Annotated in this window: 15 protein-coding genes; 1 reads left to right on the forward strand and 14 read right to left on the reverse strand. The window is 60.3% G+C overall.

Annotated elements, in window-relative coordinates:
* Position 1: 1 nt before the first annotated feature.
* The 11 genes from Q7U49_RS15940 to Q7U49_RS15990 are packed head-to-tail and all read right to left on the reverse strand — an operon-like array spanning position 2 to position 10,813.
* Positions 2 to 976, reverse strand: coding sequence for a type II secretion system F family protein (locus Q7U49_RS15940; RefSeq protein WP_304765971.1), 975 nt, complete (start codon positions 974 to 976; stop codon positions 2 to 4).
* 4 nt (positions 977 to 980) lie between these two features.
* Positions 981 to 2,342: a CpaF family protein gene (locus Q7U49_RS15945; protein WP_304765974.1), complete on the reverse strand. Its 1,362-nt coding sequence runs from the start codon at positions 2,340 to 2,342 to the stop codon at positions 981 to 983.
* 18 nt (positions 2,343 to 2,360) lie between these two features.
* On the reverse strand, positions 2,361 to 3,533 hold the full coding sequence (locus tag Q7U49_RS15950; protein WP_304765977.1) for an AAA family ATPase: 1,173 nt from the start codon (positions 3,531 to 3,533) through the stop codon (positions 2,361 to 2,363).
* A gap of 14 nt (positions 3,534 to 3,547) precedes the next feature.
* Positions 3,548 to 4,147 carry a TadE/TadG family type IV pilus assembly protein gene (locus tag Q7U49_RS15955; RefSeq protein ID WP_304765980.1) on the reverse strand — a complete coding sequence of 200 codons (600 nt, stop codon included), beginning with the start codon at positions 4,145 to 4,147 and terminating at the stop codon, positions 3,548 to 3,550.
* Between the two features lie 8 nt (positions 4,148 to 4,155).
* Complete coding sequence (locus Q7U49_RS15960) at positions 4,156 to 4,617, reverse strand: TadE/TadG family type IV pilus assembly protein (RefSeq protein ID WP_304765983.1); 462 nt, start codon at positions 4,615 to 4,617, stop codon at positions 4,156 to 4,158.
* A 38-nt stretch (positions 4,618 to 4,655) separates the two neighbouring features.
* A complete protein-coding gene (locus Q7U49_RS15965; RefSeq protein ID WP_304765986.1) occupies positions 4,656 to 6,071 on the reverse strand; it encodes a pilus assembly protein TadG-related protein in 1,416 nt (471 codons plus the stop codon).
* A 29-nt stretch (positions 6,072 to 6,100) separates the two neighbouring features.
* Positions 6,101 to 6,400, reverse strand: coding sequence for a hypothetical protein (locus tag Q7U49_RS15970; protein WP_304765989.1), 300 nt, complete (start codon positions 6,398 to 6,400; stop codon positions 6,101 to 6,103).
* An 11-nt stretch (positions 6,401 to 6,411) separates the two neighbouring features.
* Positions 6,412 to 7,974 (reverse strand): type II and III secretion system protein family protein, encoded by a 1,563-nt coding sequence (locus Q7U49_RS15975; protein WP_304765992.1) that lies wholly within the window; start codon positions 7,972 to 7,974, stop codon positions 6,412 to 6,414.
* 10 nt (positions 7,975 to 7,984) lie between these two features.
* Positions 7,985 to 8,830 carry a Flp pilus assembly protein CpaB gene (cpaB, locus tag Q7U49_RS15980; RefSeq protein ID WP_304765994.1) on the reverse strand — a complete coding sequence of 282 codons (846 nt, stop codon included), beginning with the start codon at positions 8,828 to 8,830 and terminating at the stop codon, positions 7,985 to 7,987.
* 1 nt (position 8,831) lies between these two features.
* A complete protein-coding gene (locus tag Q7U49_RS15985) occupies positions 8,832 to 10,196 on the reverse strand; it encodes an ATP-binding protein (RefSeq protein ID WP_304765997.1) in 1,365 nt (454 codons plus the stop codon).
* Positions 10,197 to 10,207: 11 nt separating this feature from the next.
* Complete coding sequence (locus Q7U49_RS15990) at positions 10,208 to 10,813, reverse strand: prepilin peptidase (RefSeq protein WP_304766000.1); 606 nt, start codon at positions 10,811 to 10,813, stop codon at positions 10,208 to 10,210.
* A gap of 125 nt (positions 10,814 to 10,938) precedes the next feature.
* On the opposite strand from Q7U49_RS15990, the gene Q7U49_RS15995 reads away from it, so the two are divergent.
* Positions 10,939 to 11,976 (forward strand): IS630 family transposase, encoded by a 1,038-nt coding sequence (locus tag Q7U49_RS15995; RefSeq protein WP_304766002.1) that lies wholly within the window; start codon positions 10,939 to 10,941, stop codon positions 11,974 to 11,976.
* Between the two features lie 30 nt (positions 11,977 to 12,006).
* On the opposite strand, the gene Q7U49_RS16000 is transcribed toward Q7U49_RS15995, so the two are convergent.
* The 3 genes from Q7U49_RS16000 to Q7U49_RS16010 all read right to left on the reverse strand — a co-directional run.
* Positions 12,007 to 12,231 (reverse strand): hypothetical protein, encoded by a 225-nt coding sequence (locus tag Q7U49_RS16000; protein ID WP_304766005.1) that lies wholly within the window; start codon positions 12,229 to 12,231, stop codon positions 12,007 to 12,009.
* On the reverse strand, positions 12,219 to 12,419 hold the full coding sequence (locus Q7U49_RS16005) for a hypothetical protein (protein ID WP_304766008.1): 201 nt from the start codon (positions 12,417 to 12,419) through the stop codon (positions 12,219 to 12,221). The genes Q7U49_RS16000 and Q7U49_RS16005 overlap by 13 nt, the downstream gene beginning before the upstream one ends.
* Positions 12,420 to 12,430: 11 nt before the next feature.
* Positions 12,431 to 12,616: hypothetical protein (locus tag Q7U49_RS16010; RefSeq protein ID WP_304766010.1), on the reverse strand; the 186-nt coding region annotated here is incomplete at its 5' end.

Raw genomic sequence — 12,616 nt, forward strand, 5'->3', positions numbered from 1 at the left:
CTCAGATCCGGATGTCGATGATTCGCCACATGGCAAAAATGCCGATGACCATCATGATCAGCGCGCCAATCACCAGACTGATGCCAACCGCGTCGGTGAACAGCACCGACAGGTATTTCGGGTTCAAAATCTGCACCGCACCCGCCACGCAGAAGGGCAGCCCGGTCAGAATCCACGCCGACAGTTTGCCTTCTGCCGCCAGCACCCGCACCTTGGCAAACAGTTTGAAGCGTTCGCGCACCAGCTCGGCCAGTTTGTCCAGCAACTCGGCCAGATTCCCCCCCGTTTCCCGCTGGATGATCACCGCCATCACAAAGTAGCGTACGTCCGGGCTTGGCACACGGGTGGCCAGGTTGTTCAGGGCGGTGTCCACCGCGATGCCGTAGCTGATTTCATCGGAGGTGATCTTGAACTCGCCGGCAATCGGTTCCTGGCCTTCGGCGCCCAACATGCTCAAGGCCGACGGAAAGGCATGGCCTGCACGAAGCGCCCGGGCGATCAGGCCCATGGCGTCGGGCAACTGCGCCTCGATCTTGTGCAGCCGCTTGCTGCGCAGCCAAGCCAGCCGGAACCAGGGCAGCAGCGCCAGCAGCACGACCACCAGAAAAATCATGACGATGGGCCAATGCAACACCAAGCCCGCCACCAGTCCCACCAGCACCAGCATGCTGGATGCCGCCAGCAGGTGCGACACTGTGCTGGCGCTGCCGGCCTGCATCAACAGCCGGTCCAGGTGGTGAACCCGCGGCAGCATCAGCAACACGCGTTGCAGGGCTGGCGTGTTGCTCAGCACCCGTTCCTTGAACAATTTTGCCGCGCCCTCTGTTTGGCCTTCGGCAGAAATAGCGCGCAAGCGCTGCGCCACCCGGCGTACTTCCGGACTTCGGGTGTCGTTCCAGTAAACAAAGAGTCCTTCGATCAGCAGCACCACCGCCACAAAACCGAGGATCAAGAGCAGTGAAAAACTGTAGTCCATGATGTCACTCGTAAATAAGGGTGGGGTCAAAGGCTTCGTCCGGCACCTCAAGGCCATAGGCCTTCAGTCGATCCATGAACTTGGGTCGCACGCCGGTGGCCCTGAAGTGGCCCTGCACGGTGCCGTCAGGCGCAATGCCGGTCTGGGTAAATCGGTAGATTTCCTGCATGGTGATGATGTCGCCCTCCAAGCCGTTGATTTCCTGCAGGCTGATGATCTTGCGGCGTCCGTCGTTCAGCCGGGCAATCTGGATCACCGCCATGATGGCCGAGCTGATCTGCTGGCGCATTGCATCCTGCGGCATGGCAACACCACCATAACCCGCCATGTTCTCCAGTCGGGTCAGCGCGTCGCGCGGCGAGTTGGCGTGCACCGTGGCCATGGAGCCTTCGTGGCCGGTGTTCATGGCCTGCATCATGTCCAGCACTTCGGCGCCACGCACCTCGCCCACGATGATGCGGTCGGGCCGCATGCGCAGGCTGTTGCGCACCAGTGCCCGCTGACTCACCTCGCCCTTGCCTTCGATATTGGGCGGGCGTGTTTCCAGCCGCACCACGTGAGGCTGTTGCAGTTGCAGCTCGGCGGCGTCTTCAATCGTCACAATGCGTTCGCTGTGCGGAATCGACGCAGACAGCACGTTCAACAGCGTCGTCTTGCCGGTGCCGGTACCGCCCGAGATCAGGATGTTCATCTTGGCGCGGACCATGGCCGCCAGCAGCTGCCCCAGCACCGGTGTCAGCGCGTGTTTTTCCAGCAGGTCGTTCATGGTCAGCGGCACCACGGCAAAGCGGCGAATGGAGAGCAGCGGGCCATCGAGTGCCAGGGGCGGGATGATCGCGTTGACCCGCGAACCGTCGGGCAGGCGCGCATCCACCATCGGGCTCGACTCATCCACGCGTCGACCCACGCGCGACACGATCTTGTCGATGATCTTCATCAGGTGGTCGTCGTCGGAAAAGGACACATCGGTCTTTTGCAGCTTGCCGCCGCGCTCCACGTACACCTGGTGCGCACCATTCACCAAAATGTCGGACACCGAAGGGTCGGCCAGCAGCGGCTCCAGTGGCCCCAAACCGGTGATCTCGTCCAGGATGTCCTGCACCAGTTGCTTGCGCCCCGGTGCGTTCAGCGCCACGCCGGTGTCCTGCAGCAGGCGTTCCACCAGCAGGCCGAGCTCATCGCGCACCCGCTCGGGTTTCATCGCGCTCATCACATTCAGGTCGATCCGGCTCAGCAACTGGCTGTGCAGGCTGTCCTTGAGCGTGTGGTACTCGGAGTGCGTGTAGGTGGCGGCAGGGGGCTCCTCGACCGATGCGCCCGCGGGTGATTTCAGCCGGAGCTCCTGTGCTTGTTTTTTAAGGTCCATGATGCTTCTCGCTTGGTATTAAAAACCGTCTGTCAGTGCTGCCAGCCAGCCCTTTTTGGGCTTCAGGGTGACCGGCGTCAGGTCGGCGGCCCAGGCTTGCAACAGGTGCGTGACCGGATCGCGTGGCGACAACATCGGCAGGGGCACGCCTTCATTGATCGACGCCATCACCGCCTCATAACTGGCCGGCACGGTGCGTGCCACCTTGTTCTGTGTGACGCGTTCCAGTTCATCCAGTGCGATGCTTCCGTTTTTTTCGTAACGGTTCACCACCACATGCAATTTGTTTTGCCCGTAGCCCAAACCTTCAAACACCGTCTCGATGCGCTTGACGTTCTGAATCGCGGGCAAGGCCAGTTGCAGCACCAGGTAAATGCGATCAGACAGATCAAGCGCCTTGATGGTGGTCGGGTCCAGCGTGCGGCCGGTATCGAGGATCACAAAGTCGTAGTGGCTGAGCGCCAGCACAAGAATTTTCTGCAGTATCTTGGGCGTCAAAATTTCAATGTGGTACGGGAACAGGGGCGCGGACAGCACGTACAGGTTTTCGCGCGCGGCCAGCACGCTGGACTCCAGCAAGGCCGCATCCAGCAGATCGCTTTGGCGGGCCAGGTCCAGAATGCTGGCGCCCGGTTTGCGGTCGGTCACGTTGGCCAGCATGTCGCCAAAAAACAGGTTCAAGTCCACCAGCAGCACCTTTCGGCCCGCTGCGGCCAGCGTATAGCCCAGGTTGCTGGCCAGGAAGGTGCTGCCCGAGCCGCCCTTGGCGTTCAGGAATGCCAGCAACTCGCCCTTGTTGTCGGTCAGGCGCGAGCTCAGGGACTCAGTCTTGTGCCAGTAGTCCACCGCGCTCACCACGCTGTCCTTGCTCAGCGGGGCTGGCAGGATGTGGCGCACGCCGGCTTCCATGGCACTCTTGAGCAGGTCGATCGAGGCGTCGGGGCTGACCAGCAGCACCATGACGCCAGGCACCCGCAGCGTGGCGGCTTCGATCTGCTCGAACGCCTCGGGGTCTGGCGTCGGGAAATTGAGCAGTACCACATGGGGCCGATCTTTTTGAATCACCGACAACAAGCGCCTGGCATCGCCCACGTGCACATTGATCTCCACCTCCGGCAGGTTTGCCAGCGAGGCAATCAGCGCTTCGCGTTCCTGGATGCTTGAGCAGAGTAGGGAGACTTTGAGGTTCATGATAATTTCCCCTCTCAAGGGGCTCTGTAGCCAAGGCTTTCGGCTGGCATGCGAACGGTCGACAGCGGAATGCGGATGCCCAACAAGTTGGTTGAATTGGGGCCACTGGTGGCAAACAGGCCAATCATGGGTTGGAACGGGATGGGTTGACCCTCGCTGCAGGTCGTTGTCGCAGCCAAGGGTAAGCTCAAGCAGACTTCGACATATCGGATGCAACTGGTTTCTTTCTCGAGGCAGGCCGCAATGTTGTCGCCAGGATCCGCTGGCATGTTTGCACCACTTATTTGATTTTGGTCGGCATTCAGGTAACGGATGACGACGTTCAAATCGGAAATCTCGGGAGCTGCTGGCAGGGTTCCGGCGTTGACGCGAAACACAGCCGATTGTCTGATGGCCGTCATTGCAGCGTTATCCTTGAAATTCGTGACCACAGCCTGCCGCGCGGCATGGCGGGTGACTTCCTGAGCTGTGTTCCAAACGTAGAAAAGGCGGCCAAACTCCATTACGCCGAAGAGCAGCAGGAAAAATGGAATGGCGACCAGTGCAAGTTCGACCGCAGCGACGCCACGCTGAAAAACGCTGGACCGGCTGTTGGAAAGCGATGGGGTTTTCATGTCACACCTCAATTCATGTAGCGCATGGTGGTGTGGGGCGCAAGAGCAATGCTGCCGAGACTGATCAGGCTGTCCTGACCGATGAACGGAAACCATTCGCCCAGCGTGACGGCAAAGCCGGTAATGCTGACTTTGACGTTGGCCGGTGGCGTGCCATTCGTGCACGCGACGGCGTTAAACGCTTCGTTCAAACACTGCACCTGTACATTTCCTGGCACCAAAAGCGGGCTGACGTTGGCTGCGTTGGCGCTGTTTTGGGTCATGGCGCGTGCCACATCAAGGCCTTGGCTGCTGATGGACTCAATCGGCCATGAGGACATCGCGCGTGCGCCATCCCGCGTCGCCTTGGTCAGCGCATCGGCATACCAGAAAGTGCGGCCAAATTCGACCATGCCCGCCATGATGAGCAGCAAGATCACGATCACAAACGCGAACTCGACTGCTACCGCGCCGACCTGTAGGGGGCGCATGAGCGGTCCCTGTGGAATTTTTCTGGCAGTTGAGGCGTTCATTTGTACAACCTGATATCGGTGGGTAGCGGCTCGACCAAGCCGGCAAATTCAGCGTCAATGGATTTGGGCAAATCGGCCTTGACTTGCATGAAGAACTTGCCAATGGCTTCAACCCTGATGGTTGAATTGCATCCTGTTCCGGTTGATGCGGGGCAATTGATAATCGCGAGGTTCAGCACCCGGCGGTCTCTCTTGCCTGGCGGGACTTGAGGCGCTTTGAAGTAATCACCACCTGTTGCGCTGTAGGGGGCTGCGGGATCGGTCTGGTAATTTTCCGCAGCTCCACCACCGTAAAGGTCTGGCCAATCATTCAATGTGAAGGCAGTGCCAGCCGTAGCGGTGGGCGATGTGCCAACTGCCGATACCGCCCGGCTGTAGCTCCAAAGCACGCCGTAGTCTGCAAAGCTCGGGTTTGTGATGGGTTTGTTTGTTGCCTTATCGACCGCGATGCTTTGCCGGGACGGATCGGGATTCATCCAGCTTGCCGGAAAGCCAGCATTGGTGTTGCCGAATTCGTAAGTCTTGACATTGGCGTCCTGCGGAGCACAGGCGTTCATATTGAACCGGGAATTGAGCGCGACTTGCATTGGTCCTGCAGAAATGCCGGTGTTGCCATAAACATAGCCTGGCACTGTGCCAACGGCGGCAGTGGTGCCGCGACACACAAAAGGAGCGGTGTAGTTTGCAGAGGAATGCGCCGGGTCGCACGATGGGCCACCCCAGGTATCGACCGGGTTCAGCAAATAGGGTTGGCCGCTTCCGCCCAAGGGCCCCAGCTCCATGATGTTGTAGGAGACACCGCGCCGGAAGCCGAATTCGGTTAATTCAATTCCCGCTGCAGACGTGCGGGCACCACCCCGAAACGTGTCAATCGCACAAATACCAATGGGCGTGACGTCGGTCAGATAGAACCCCGCCACGGCACGACCAAACGTTTGGGTCGTCTGGTTGCCGAAGACACGGGCAAAAAAGGTGGTGAGGTTGCCCGATGGGATATCTACTTTGATGAACGTCTTGTCGGCTGCTGCGGCATCAAGTGTGATTCCGCTGGCCGGTACCATGCAGGCGTCTTCCGGGCAACTTCCAACGCTGATCATGTCAGGCGTGATGTTGATGCGCGCATCGCTCTTGAATGAGAAGGTCGTCTTATTTTGCAGTCCGAGTGCCGTTGCCGTTGCAATTGCTTTTGAGATGCCTGCGGCCTTTCTGTTGAGATCCTTGGCGCCCGCCAGCGCCGCCGCATCGGCCGCGTTTTGCAGCTCGGTGCGCACCACATAAGTGCGACCCAAGTCAAATACCAAGGCCATGAAGCCAAAGAGCACCAGCAGGCTCAGGCCCAACATGATGGCCACCGCGCCTCGTTGATGCTGGCGCTGGCAAGGCCTCTGTTTCAGGGATGTGACGGTCTTCATGTTGTTGCTCCCGCTGATGCGCCCGGCGGTCAGTCGCCGTTCAGGCCTCCGCCAATGTTGGTGATTTCAAACGTCCTGGGTGGCGACTTGAAGGATTCCTGGTAGCGCTCTTGCGCAGCGGCACCGGCTCGGCCGTCGATGCCGAGCACCGGGTCGCGGTTGGCCGAGGCCGTCGGGTTGAGCGTCTGCGCGGTGCGCGCCTGGCGCACGGCGTTGCCAAAATTGGCGTCCAGCGCGGGCGTGGTGGCGGCGCAAGCCGTCAGCAGTGCGGCACACGAGGCTGCGGCCAGCTTGCCAGCCAGGCGGGTGGGAAAAAGTGCGTTTTTCATGATGAAGCTCCTTACTTGACTTCCATGCCACCGGTGGCATTGATCGGGGCCACCGGGGCCGGGGCGCTGCGCTGATCGGCCGGAATTTCTTCATGGCCAGAACCTTCGAGCTTGTTACCGAAATAGAACTCGCTGCGGTTGGGCGGCATGTAGCTGTCGGTGGGCAGGATGTAGTTGGGGGCGAGCGGCTTGATCAGGCGCGGTGTGATGACAAACATCAGCTCGCTGCGGTCGCCCTGAAATTCGTTGCTGCGAAACAGCGCACCCAGCACCGGCACTTCACCCAGGCCGGGCACCCGGTCCACGACTTGTGTCACATTGTTTTTGATCAGGCCGGCAATGGCCAGGCTTTGACCGTCCATCAACTGCACCGAGGTTTGCGCCCGGCGGGTGGTGAAGCTCGGCAAGATGGCCGTTTGACCCCCGATGGTGCTGAACGGTGAACCGGTCTGCGACAGCTCGGACACCTCGGGCGCCACCTTCAGGTGGATGCGTCCACCCTCCAGTACCGTTGGCGTGAACTTGACGCCCACCCCATATTCCTTTTCTTCCAGCGTGATGGTGGAGCCGCCGGTCGCGTCATTGGCCCGCGCCACCGGAATGAAGATCTTGCCGCCCGCCAGGAAGCTGGCCTCCTGGCCGCTGATGGCGACCAGGTTGGGTTCGGCCAGGATTTTGATCAGGCCATCGTTCTTCTCGAGGTCGATGGAGAGGCCGTTGGTGCTGTTCTTGATGGCACTGAGCAGGCCGGCGCCACCGCTCAACAGGTTGGAGCCAATGCCATACATCCAGTCGCCATTGGACCGGGTGGCGCTGAACTTGGCGCCCATCTTGTCCATCAGCGTCTTCGACACCTCTGCCACCGTTACTTCCAGCATGACCTGCTGGGCCTCGGCTATCTGCAAGAGGTTCACCACCTTGGCCCCGCCCGCGCCGCCGCTGCTGCTCATTTGCAGCTTGGTGCCGGGTGCCACCTTGGTGTCGCCGGCCACGATGGGCAGCACCAGGCTCTTGTTCATGTCGCTGACAAAGGCATTGGCAATGTCTTCGGCGGCCTTGGCCTTGACGGCGCTGGAGACCACGCCGGTCAGGATGACCGAGTCGGCCGCCGGCCGCACCGTGATGCCTTTCTCGCCGGGCAGCAGTTCATGGATCTTGGCCTCCATGCGCGCCACGTCGATGTTCACATTGACATCGATGGCGGTGGGCCCGGCGCCCTTGCGCCAGATCATCAGGTTGGTCGAGCCATAGGTCTTGCCCAGCAGGTAAAGCTCGGAGGCGCTGATCAGGGTGACGTCAGCCACGGTCGGGTTGCCGACCGAAATGCGCGTGATGGCCGAGGGCAGCCGCATCAGGGTGGACTTGCCAATGGTCAGGTTCAAGGCCGGTCCGACCGTGGACGCGTCGGCGCTGGCATCGGCCACCACGGACGTAGCAGCCACCGTAGCGGGCTTGGCTGCGGTCGTGCCTTTGATCACCGCGGGGGCTTGCGCCTGCGCCGTCAGGGCGCCAAGCGAGACAGCCAGTGCCACCCAAAGGGGGGTCAACATGGGGGGGCGTAACAAGGTTTTCATGGTCTTTTCCTTAAAAATCAGCGGTTGCTTTTTGCAGGCCACGGATCACTTCCACGCGGTCCTTGGGTTCTTCGACAGGCTTGGCTGGCACGGGCCTGGGCTTCGCGCGCTGCACCACTTTTTTGACCGGGGCCGGCGCAGAGGCCACCACCGCCACCGGTGCCGGCGCTGCAAACAGGTCTTGCTGATGGACCCCTGTCGTGGCGCCGTCCTGGGTGTCGACCTGGTTGCGCAAGATCAGCGACAGCGTGCCGATGTTGCGTGCCAGGTCAATCTTTTCGGCCTGCTCGGGCGTGACTTCCAATGTGACGGCGTTCACCACCCGGGGTTTGGTTTCATCAGGCCGCTGGGCCTCTTGCGCAATGGCCAGCACCATGATGCGCTCCAGCACCACCCGTGACATCGGTTTGTCTTTCTCATCCCTGAAGTTCACCAGCAGATCCACAAAGCTGCCCGGCGCCAGGAAGCCGGCCACGCCCACCACCTCGTTGACCTTGACGGTGATGGCGCGGTGCCCTTCCTTGATCACTGAATCGAGCCCTGCCTTGGTGCCCTCGGGCGCCAGCTTGGGTGCCAGCACCGGCTCGCCCTTGAAGATGCTGATGCGCACCACGCGTCCCTCCAGCTTCTTGGGGTCGTCGAAAGCGCCGGTGGGCACCGCACCTTTCGGCCACGGCACCGACTCCAGCATGGTGGGGGTGATGGCCTGGCCCAGTTCCATGTCGCGCGAGGCGACCAGCACCGTGGTTTTGTCGCTGGCGGCCTGTTGGCCCATCCAGCGTGCCGCCAGCAGCACCGCCGCGATGCCCAGCAGCACCGACAGGGCCAGCATGATGATTGCGCGTTTGCTCTTCATTTCAATCTCCTAGTTTGAAAGTCGGGCTGGCTTCGGCCTGCGTCGGCAGGCTGTTGCCACCAAAGTAAGTGGCCCACGCCCAGTCCAGCACCTCGGGGGTCATGCGCGGGGCTTGTTCCAGGTACTTGGCGCGGTCGGCTATCTTGCTGATGACATCGAACGGCAGGCTCGGCAGATAGGGCTGGAGCTTGCGCATGTGCAAGGTGTTGACCAGGTAATCAATGCCGGCCGGGTCGGGCGGCACGCCGCTGCGGGCACAGGCTTGCGCCACCACCGCGCGGTAAGCTGCTGCGTTCATCGGCAGGATGTGAATTTTGTAGCCCAGGCGTCGGGCAAAGGCCGGGTCCACCAATTCCTCGGGCGCCAGGTTGGACGAAAAAACCACGTGCACGTCAAACGGCACGGTGAACTTGGTGCCGGTGTTGAGCGCCAGGTAATCCACGCGGCGGTCCAGCGGCACGATCCAGCGGTTCATCAGCTCGTGCGGGCTCACCCGTTGGCGGCCAAAGTCGTCGATCACGAAGATGCCGTTGTTGGCCTTCATTTGCGGCGGTGCCACATGCAGGCGGGTGTGCGCGTCGTAGTTCAGATCCAGCATGTCGAGTGTGAGCTCGCCACCGGCAATCACCACCGGCCGCTCGACCAGTGCCCAACGGCCGTCAATGGGGTTTTCGCGCGTCAGGCCGGGCATGGGTGCCGCGCCAGCAGGTGCGGGCGCTGGCCGATGCACGATGGGGTCCAGCACCTGAATCACCTCGCCAGCCACATAGATCGCGTGCGGCACCCAGATGTGGCCCTCCAGCGTGTTGATGAGGTGCTCGGCCAGGTAGGTCTTGCCGCTGCCACTGTCGCCATAAAGGTAAATGGCCTTGCCGGAATTGAGCGCACTGCCCAGCGTGGGCAGCATGGCCGGGTCGATCACCAGGTCCCCCATGGCTTGCTTGAGATGCGCAGCCCGCACCGGCACCAGGTGGCGGCTTTGCTCGCTGACCCGGCTCACGTATTCGGGCAGGGTGACCGGAGCCGGACCGACGTAGTTGCATTTTTCAAACGACAGCCGGGCCAGGCGCTGGCCGGTCTCGGTCAAGGCGTAGCTGACGTCGCCCTCCAGATCGCCACGGCGTGGCACTTCCAGCAGGCCGAGCTTGCGCATGGTCGTCAGCAAGCTATCCACCACCGGCACAGCCATGCCCAGGTGTTGCGAAATCTGGTAAAGCTTGAGCTCACCCAGGCGGGCAAAGTGGCGCAAGGCCAGGTCGGTCAAAAAGGCTGCTGGCAGGTTGGCGGCGTCGGCCACCGGCATTTCGGCCGGATCGGGATGCACAGCCTGTAGCAGCGATGCCGCGGTGTGTGACAGATCATCCATGATGTGTGCTTTCAGAAATTGACCAGCGGAGCATGGCCGCTGAAAATCCAGGCGCCATAGGCCAGCAGGCCGGCGGCCATCGCCAGCGCATAGGGCATGCGGTCGGCTGACTGGGTGGCTGGGTTAAAGCGGGCCACCGAGCCGGGCACACATTGGCCCAGCGCCGTGACCACATTGAAAAGAACCAGTTGCGTTTTGCCGACCCAGACCATGCGCACCAGGGCGAGCATTCCGCCCGCGACCAGAATGAACAGCGCCACATTGACAGCCGCAGCCGGGCCGACAAAGCTGCCGATGCCAGCCATCAGCTTGGCATCGCCCGCGCCCATGGCGCGCAGCAGGTAAGAAGGCAAAAAGACGGCCAGGCCGGTGAGCGCCCCGAGCAGCGCACCCTTGGCACCCAGTGCACCGGGGTAGGCGCTCAGCAACCCGGAACCACTTGACCAAATTTGCGGGCCGATGAGGTTGACAACCAAGCCTGCGCCCAGGGTCAGCAAAACGAGCGTGTTGGGAATACGCCGCTCGCGCAGGTCAAACACCAGGGCGGTGAGAACCAGCAGCACCAAAGCGGTAAGACCCAGGGTCTGCCATGCATCAGGAGCTAGCTTGAACCACATTTGATGACCTGCTACTTTCTTATTGGTTGGTTGCCTGTTTTTCTAATCCGCATCATTCAAGAATCAACTTATTGATTCGGCCCAAATAAGTTTGAACTTTCCATAATTTTCGTGGTCGAATACGTATGGAAAAAGAAGACGCAAGAAACCAAACCCTGGAGCAACTCCACGAGCGGCGCAAGCAAGTCGTGCGATTGCACAAGAAGGCCATCAAGATCATGAAGATCGTTGAGCTGACGGGCTTGAGCTACCCGACGGTACGAGCCACGATTGATCGGTATGAGGCAGGTGACTGGGCAGCCATACGGCCAGCCCGTCGCGGTCGCCCCAAGGGCGATGGTCGGGTACTCAGTGCGGCCCAGGAAGATGCCATCCAGCGCATCATCATCGACAAGCGCCCCGAACAACTCAAGATGGATTTCTTCCTGTGGAGTCGAGCCGCAGTGGGTCAACTCATCGAACAGGAATACGGCCTCAAGTTGCAGGTACGCAGCATTGGCAAGTACCTTGCGCGCTGGGGCTTCACACCGCAGCGCCCCATCAAACGCGCCTACGAACAAAACCCTGAAGCGGTGCAGGCTTGGTTGCAAGGTGAATATCCCGGCATAGAGCAACGTGCCAAGCGCGAGGGTGCTGAAATTCATTGGGGTGACGAGACCGCCCTGACCAACACCGATGTACGTGGCAGAAGCTATGCACCGGCAGGCAAAACACCCGTGGCGCTGGCCGTGGGCGGTACACGCCAAAAACTCTCCATGATCGCCACCGTCACCAACCAGGGCAAGACCCGCTGGATGATCATTGAGGAGTCTTTTGACGCCGACAAATTCATCGAGTTTCTGCAAGCACTGATCAAGGACGCAGGCAAAAAGGTGTTCCTGATTTTGGATAACTTACGGGTACACCACAGCAAGGTAGTCAAGGCTTGGGTGGCAGAGCGCAAAGAGCACATCGAACTCTTTTACCTGCCCAGCTACAGCCCACAACTCAACCCAGAAGAAAGACTCAATGCGGACCTGAAGCAGGAGATGAGCAAACGTGTGCCAGTGCGCACCAAGGCCAAGTTACGCCACGCTGCCGCCGAGCATATGACGATGCTGGAGCAGACGCCTGAGCGTGTCATCGCCTACTTTCAGGATCGGCGCGTCAAATATGCGGCTTAAAACTTCATCGGGCCGGATCAATAATCACTTTCAAATCCACGTTTCAACGATCTTGGGATCATCCTGCGGTGAGCGCTCCAGGCGCGTAAGCCCTTGAGGAAGTCTGCCGCGCAACCCTTCTAGCGTCTTGTCTTGCAGTAGCTCATTCGTGGGTTGATTCAACCACTTGCGGGCCACAAAGCGCCCTGGTAGATCAACCGGGCTGTCGTACACCGTCCAAAGCTCTAGCACAGCGATTTCCTTCAGTTGGTCCAATAGGTCAACTCTTCGTCAGCGGCCTCAACCGGGTCGTCGCCATCGTTGAAAGCATCGTCAGCCGAATCCGCAGTTTGCATAGCTTTCTCGGCATCCAAGTCCGTGCGCTCAGAAATACGCTTGGCATAAAGTTCGTTCCAGGCGGCGCGGTCCAATTGGACAGTAGCTGGTGCTTGAATGGTTGTCATGATCTGTTCTCCTATGCTTGATTTAATTGGGATGCATGAGCAAAGGCGATTTCTCTCAATGCATGAAAACTCAGATTGCTTTTAGAAACATGATTGCAGAAAACTTCAGCAAGTTGGTGCGCAAAAAGCATTGGTGCTTGCTCCTCTGGACGGCCGCATTCGGCTGCAAACATGGCCTGCCTTCCTGACATGAACTG

It is taken from the genome of Rhodoferax sp., assembly GCF_030653815.1.
Classification (GTDB): Bacteria; Pseudomonadota; Gammaproteobacteria; order Burkholderiales; family Burkholderiaceae_C; genus Rhodoferax.

Excerpts from the sequence above, each read along its gene's own strand:
- Q7U49_RS15940 (WP_304765971.1), bottom strand. The coding sequence starts at position 976 with ATGGACTACAGTTTTTCACTGCTCTTGATCCTCGGTTTTGTGGCGGTG.
- Q7U49_RS15945 (WP_304765974.1), bottom strand. The coding sequence starts at position 2,342 with ATGGACCTTAAAAAACAAGCACAGGAGCTCCGGCTGAAATCACCCGCG.
- Q7U49_RS15950 (WP_304765977.1), bottom strand. The coding sequence starts at position 3,533 with ATGAACCTCAAAGTCTCCCTACTCTGCTCAAGCATCCAGGAACGCGAA.
- Q7U49_RS15955 (WP_304765980.1), bottom strand. The coding sequence starts at position 4,147 with ATGAAAACCCCATCGCTTTCCAACAGCCGGTCCAGCGTTTTTCAGCGT.
- Q7U49_RS15960 (WP_304765983.1), bottom strand. The coding sequence starts at position 4,617 with ATGCGCCCCCTACAGGTCGGCGCGGTAGCAGTCGAGTTCGCGTTTGTG.
- Q7U49_RS15965 (WP_304765986.1), bottom strand. The coding sequence starts at position 6,071 with ATGAAGACCGTCACATCCCTGAAACAGAGGCCTTGCCAGCGCCAGCAT.
- Q7U49_RS15970 (WP_304765989.1), bottom strand. The coding sequence starts at position 6,400 with ATGAAAAACGCACTTTTTCCCACCCGCCTGGCTGGCAAGCTGGCCGCA.
- Q7U49_RS15975 (WP_304765992.1), bottom strand. The coding sequence starts at position 7,974 with ATGAAAACCTTGTTACGCCCCCCCATGTTGACCCCCCTTTGGGTGGCA.
- cpaB (WP_304765994.1), bottom strand. The coding sequence starts at position 8,830 with ATGAAGAGCAAACGCGCAATCATCATGCTGGCCCTGTCGGTGCTGCTG.
- Q7U49_RS15985 (WP_304765997.1), bottom strand. The coding sequence starts at position 10,196 with ATGGATGATCTGTCACACACCGCGGCATCGCTGCTACAGGCTGTGCAT.
- Q7U49_RS15990 (WP_304766000.1), bottom strand. The coding sequence starts at position 10,813 with ATGTGGTTCAAGCTAGCTCCTGATGCATGGCAGACCCTGGGTCTTACC.
- Q7U49_RS15995 (WP_304766002.1), top strand. The coding sequence starts at position 10,939 with ATGGAAAAAGAAGACGCAAGAAACCAAACCCTGGAGCAACTCCACGAG.
- Q7U49_RS16005 (WP_304766008.1), bottom strand. The coding sequence starts at position 12,419 with ATGACAACCATTCAAGCACCAGCTACTGTCCAATTGGACCGCGCCGCC.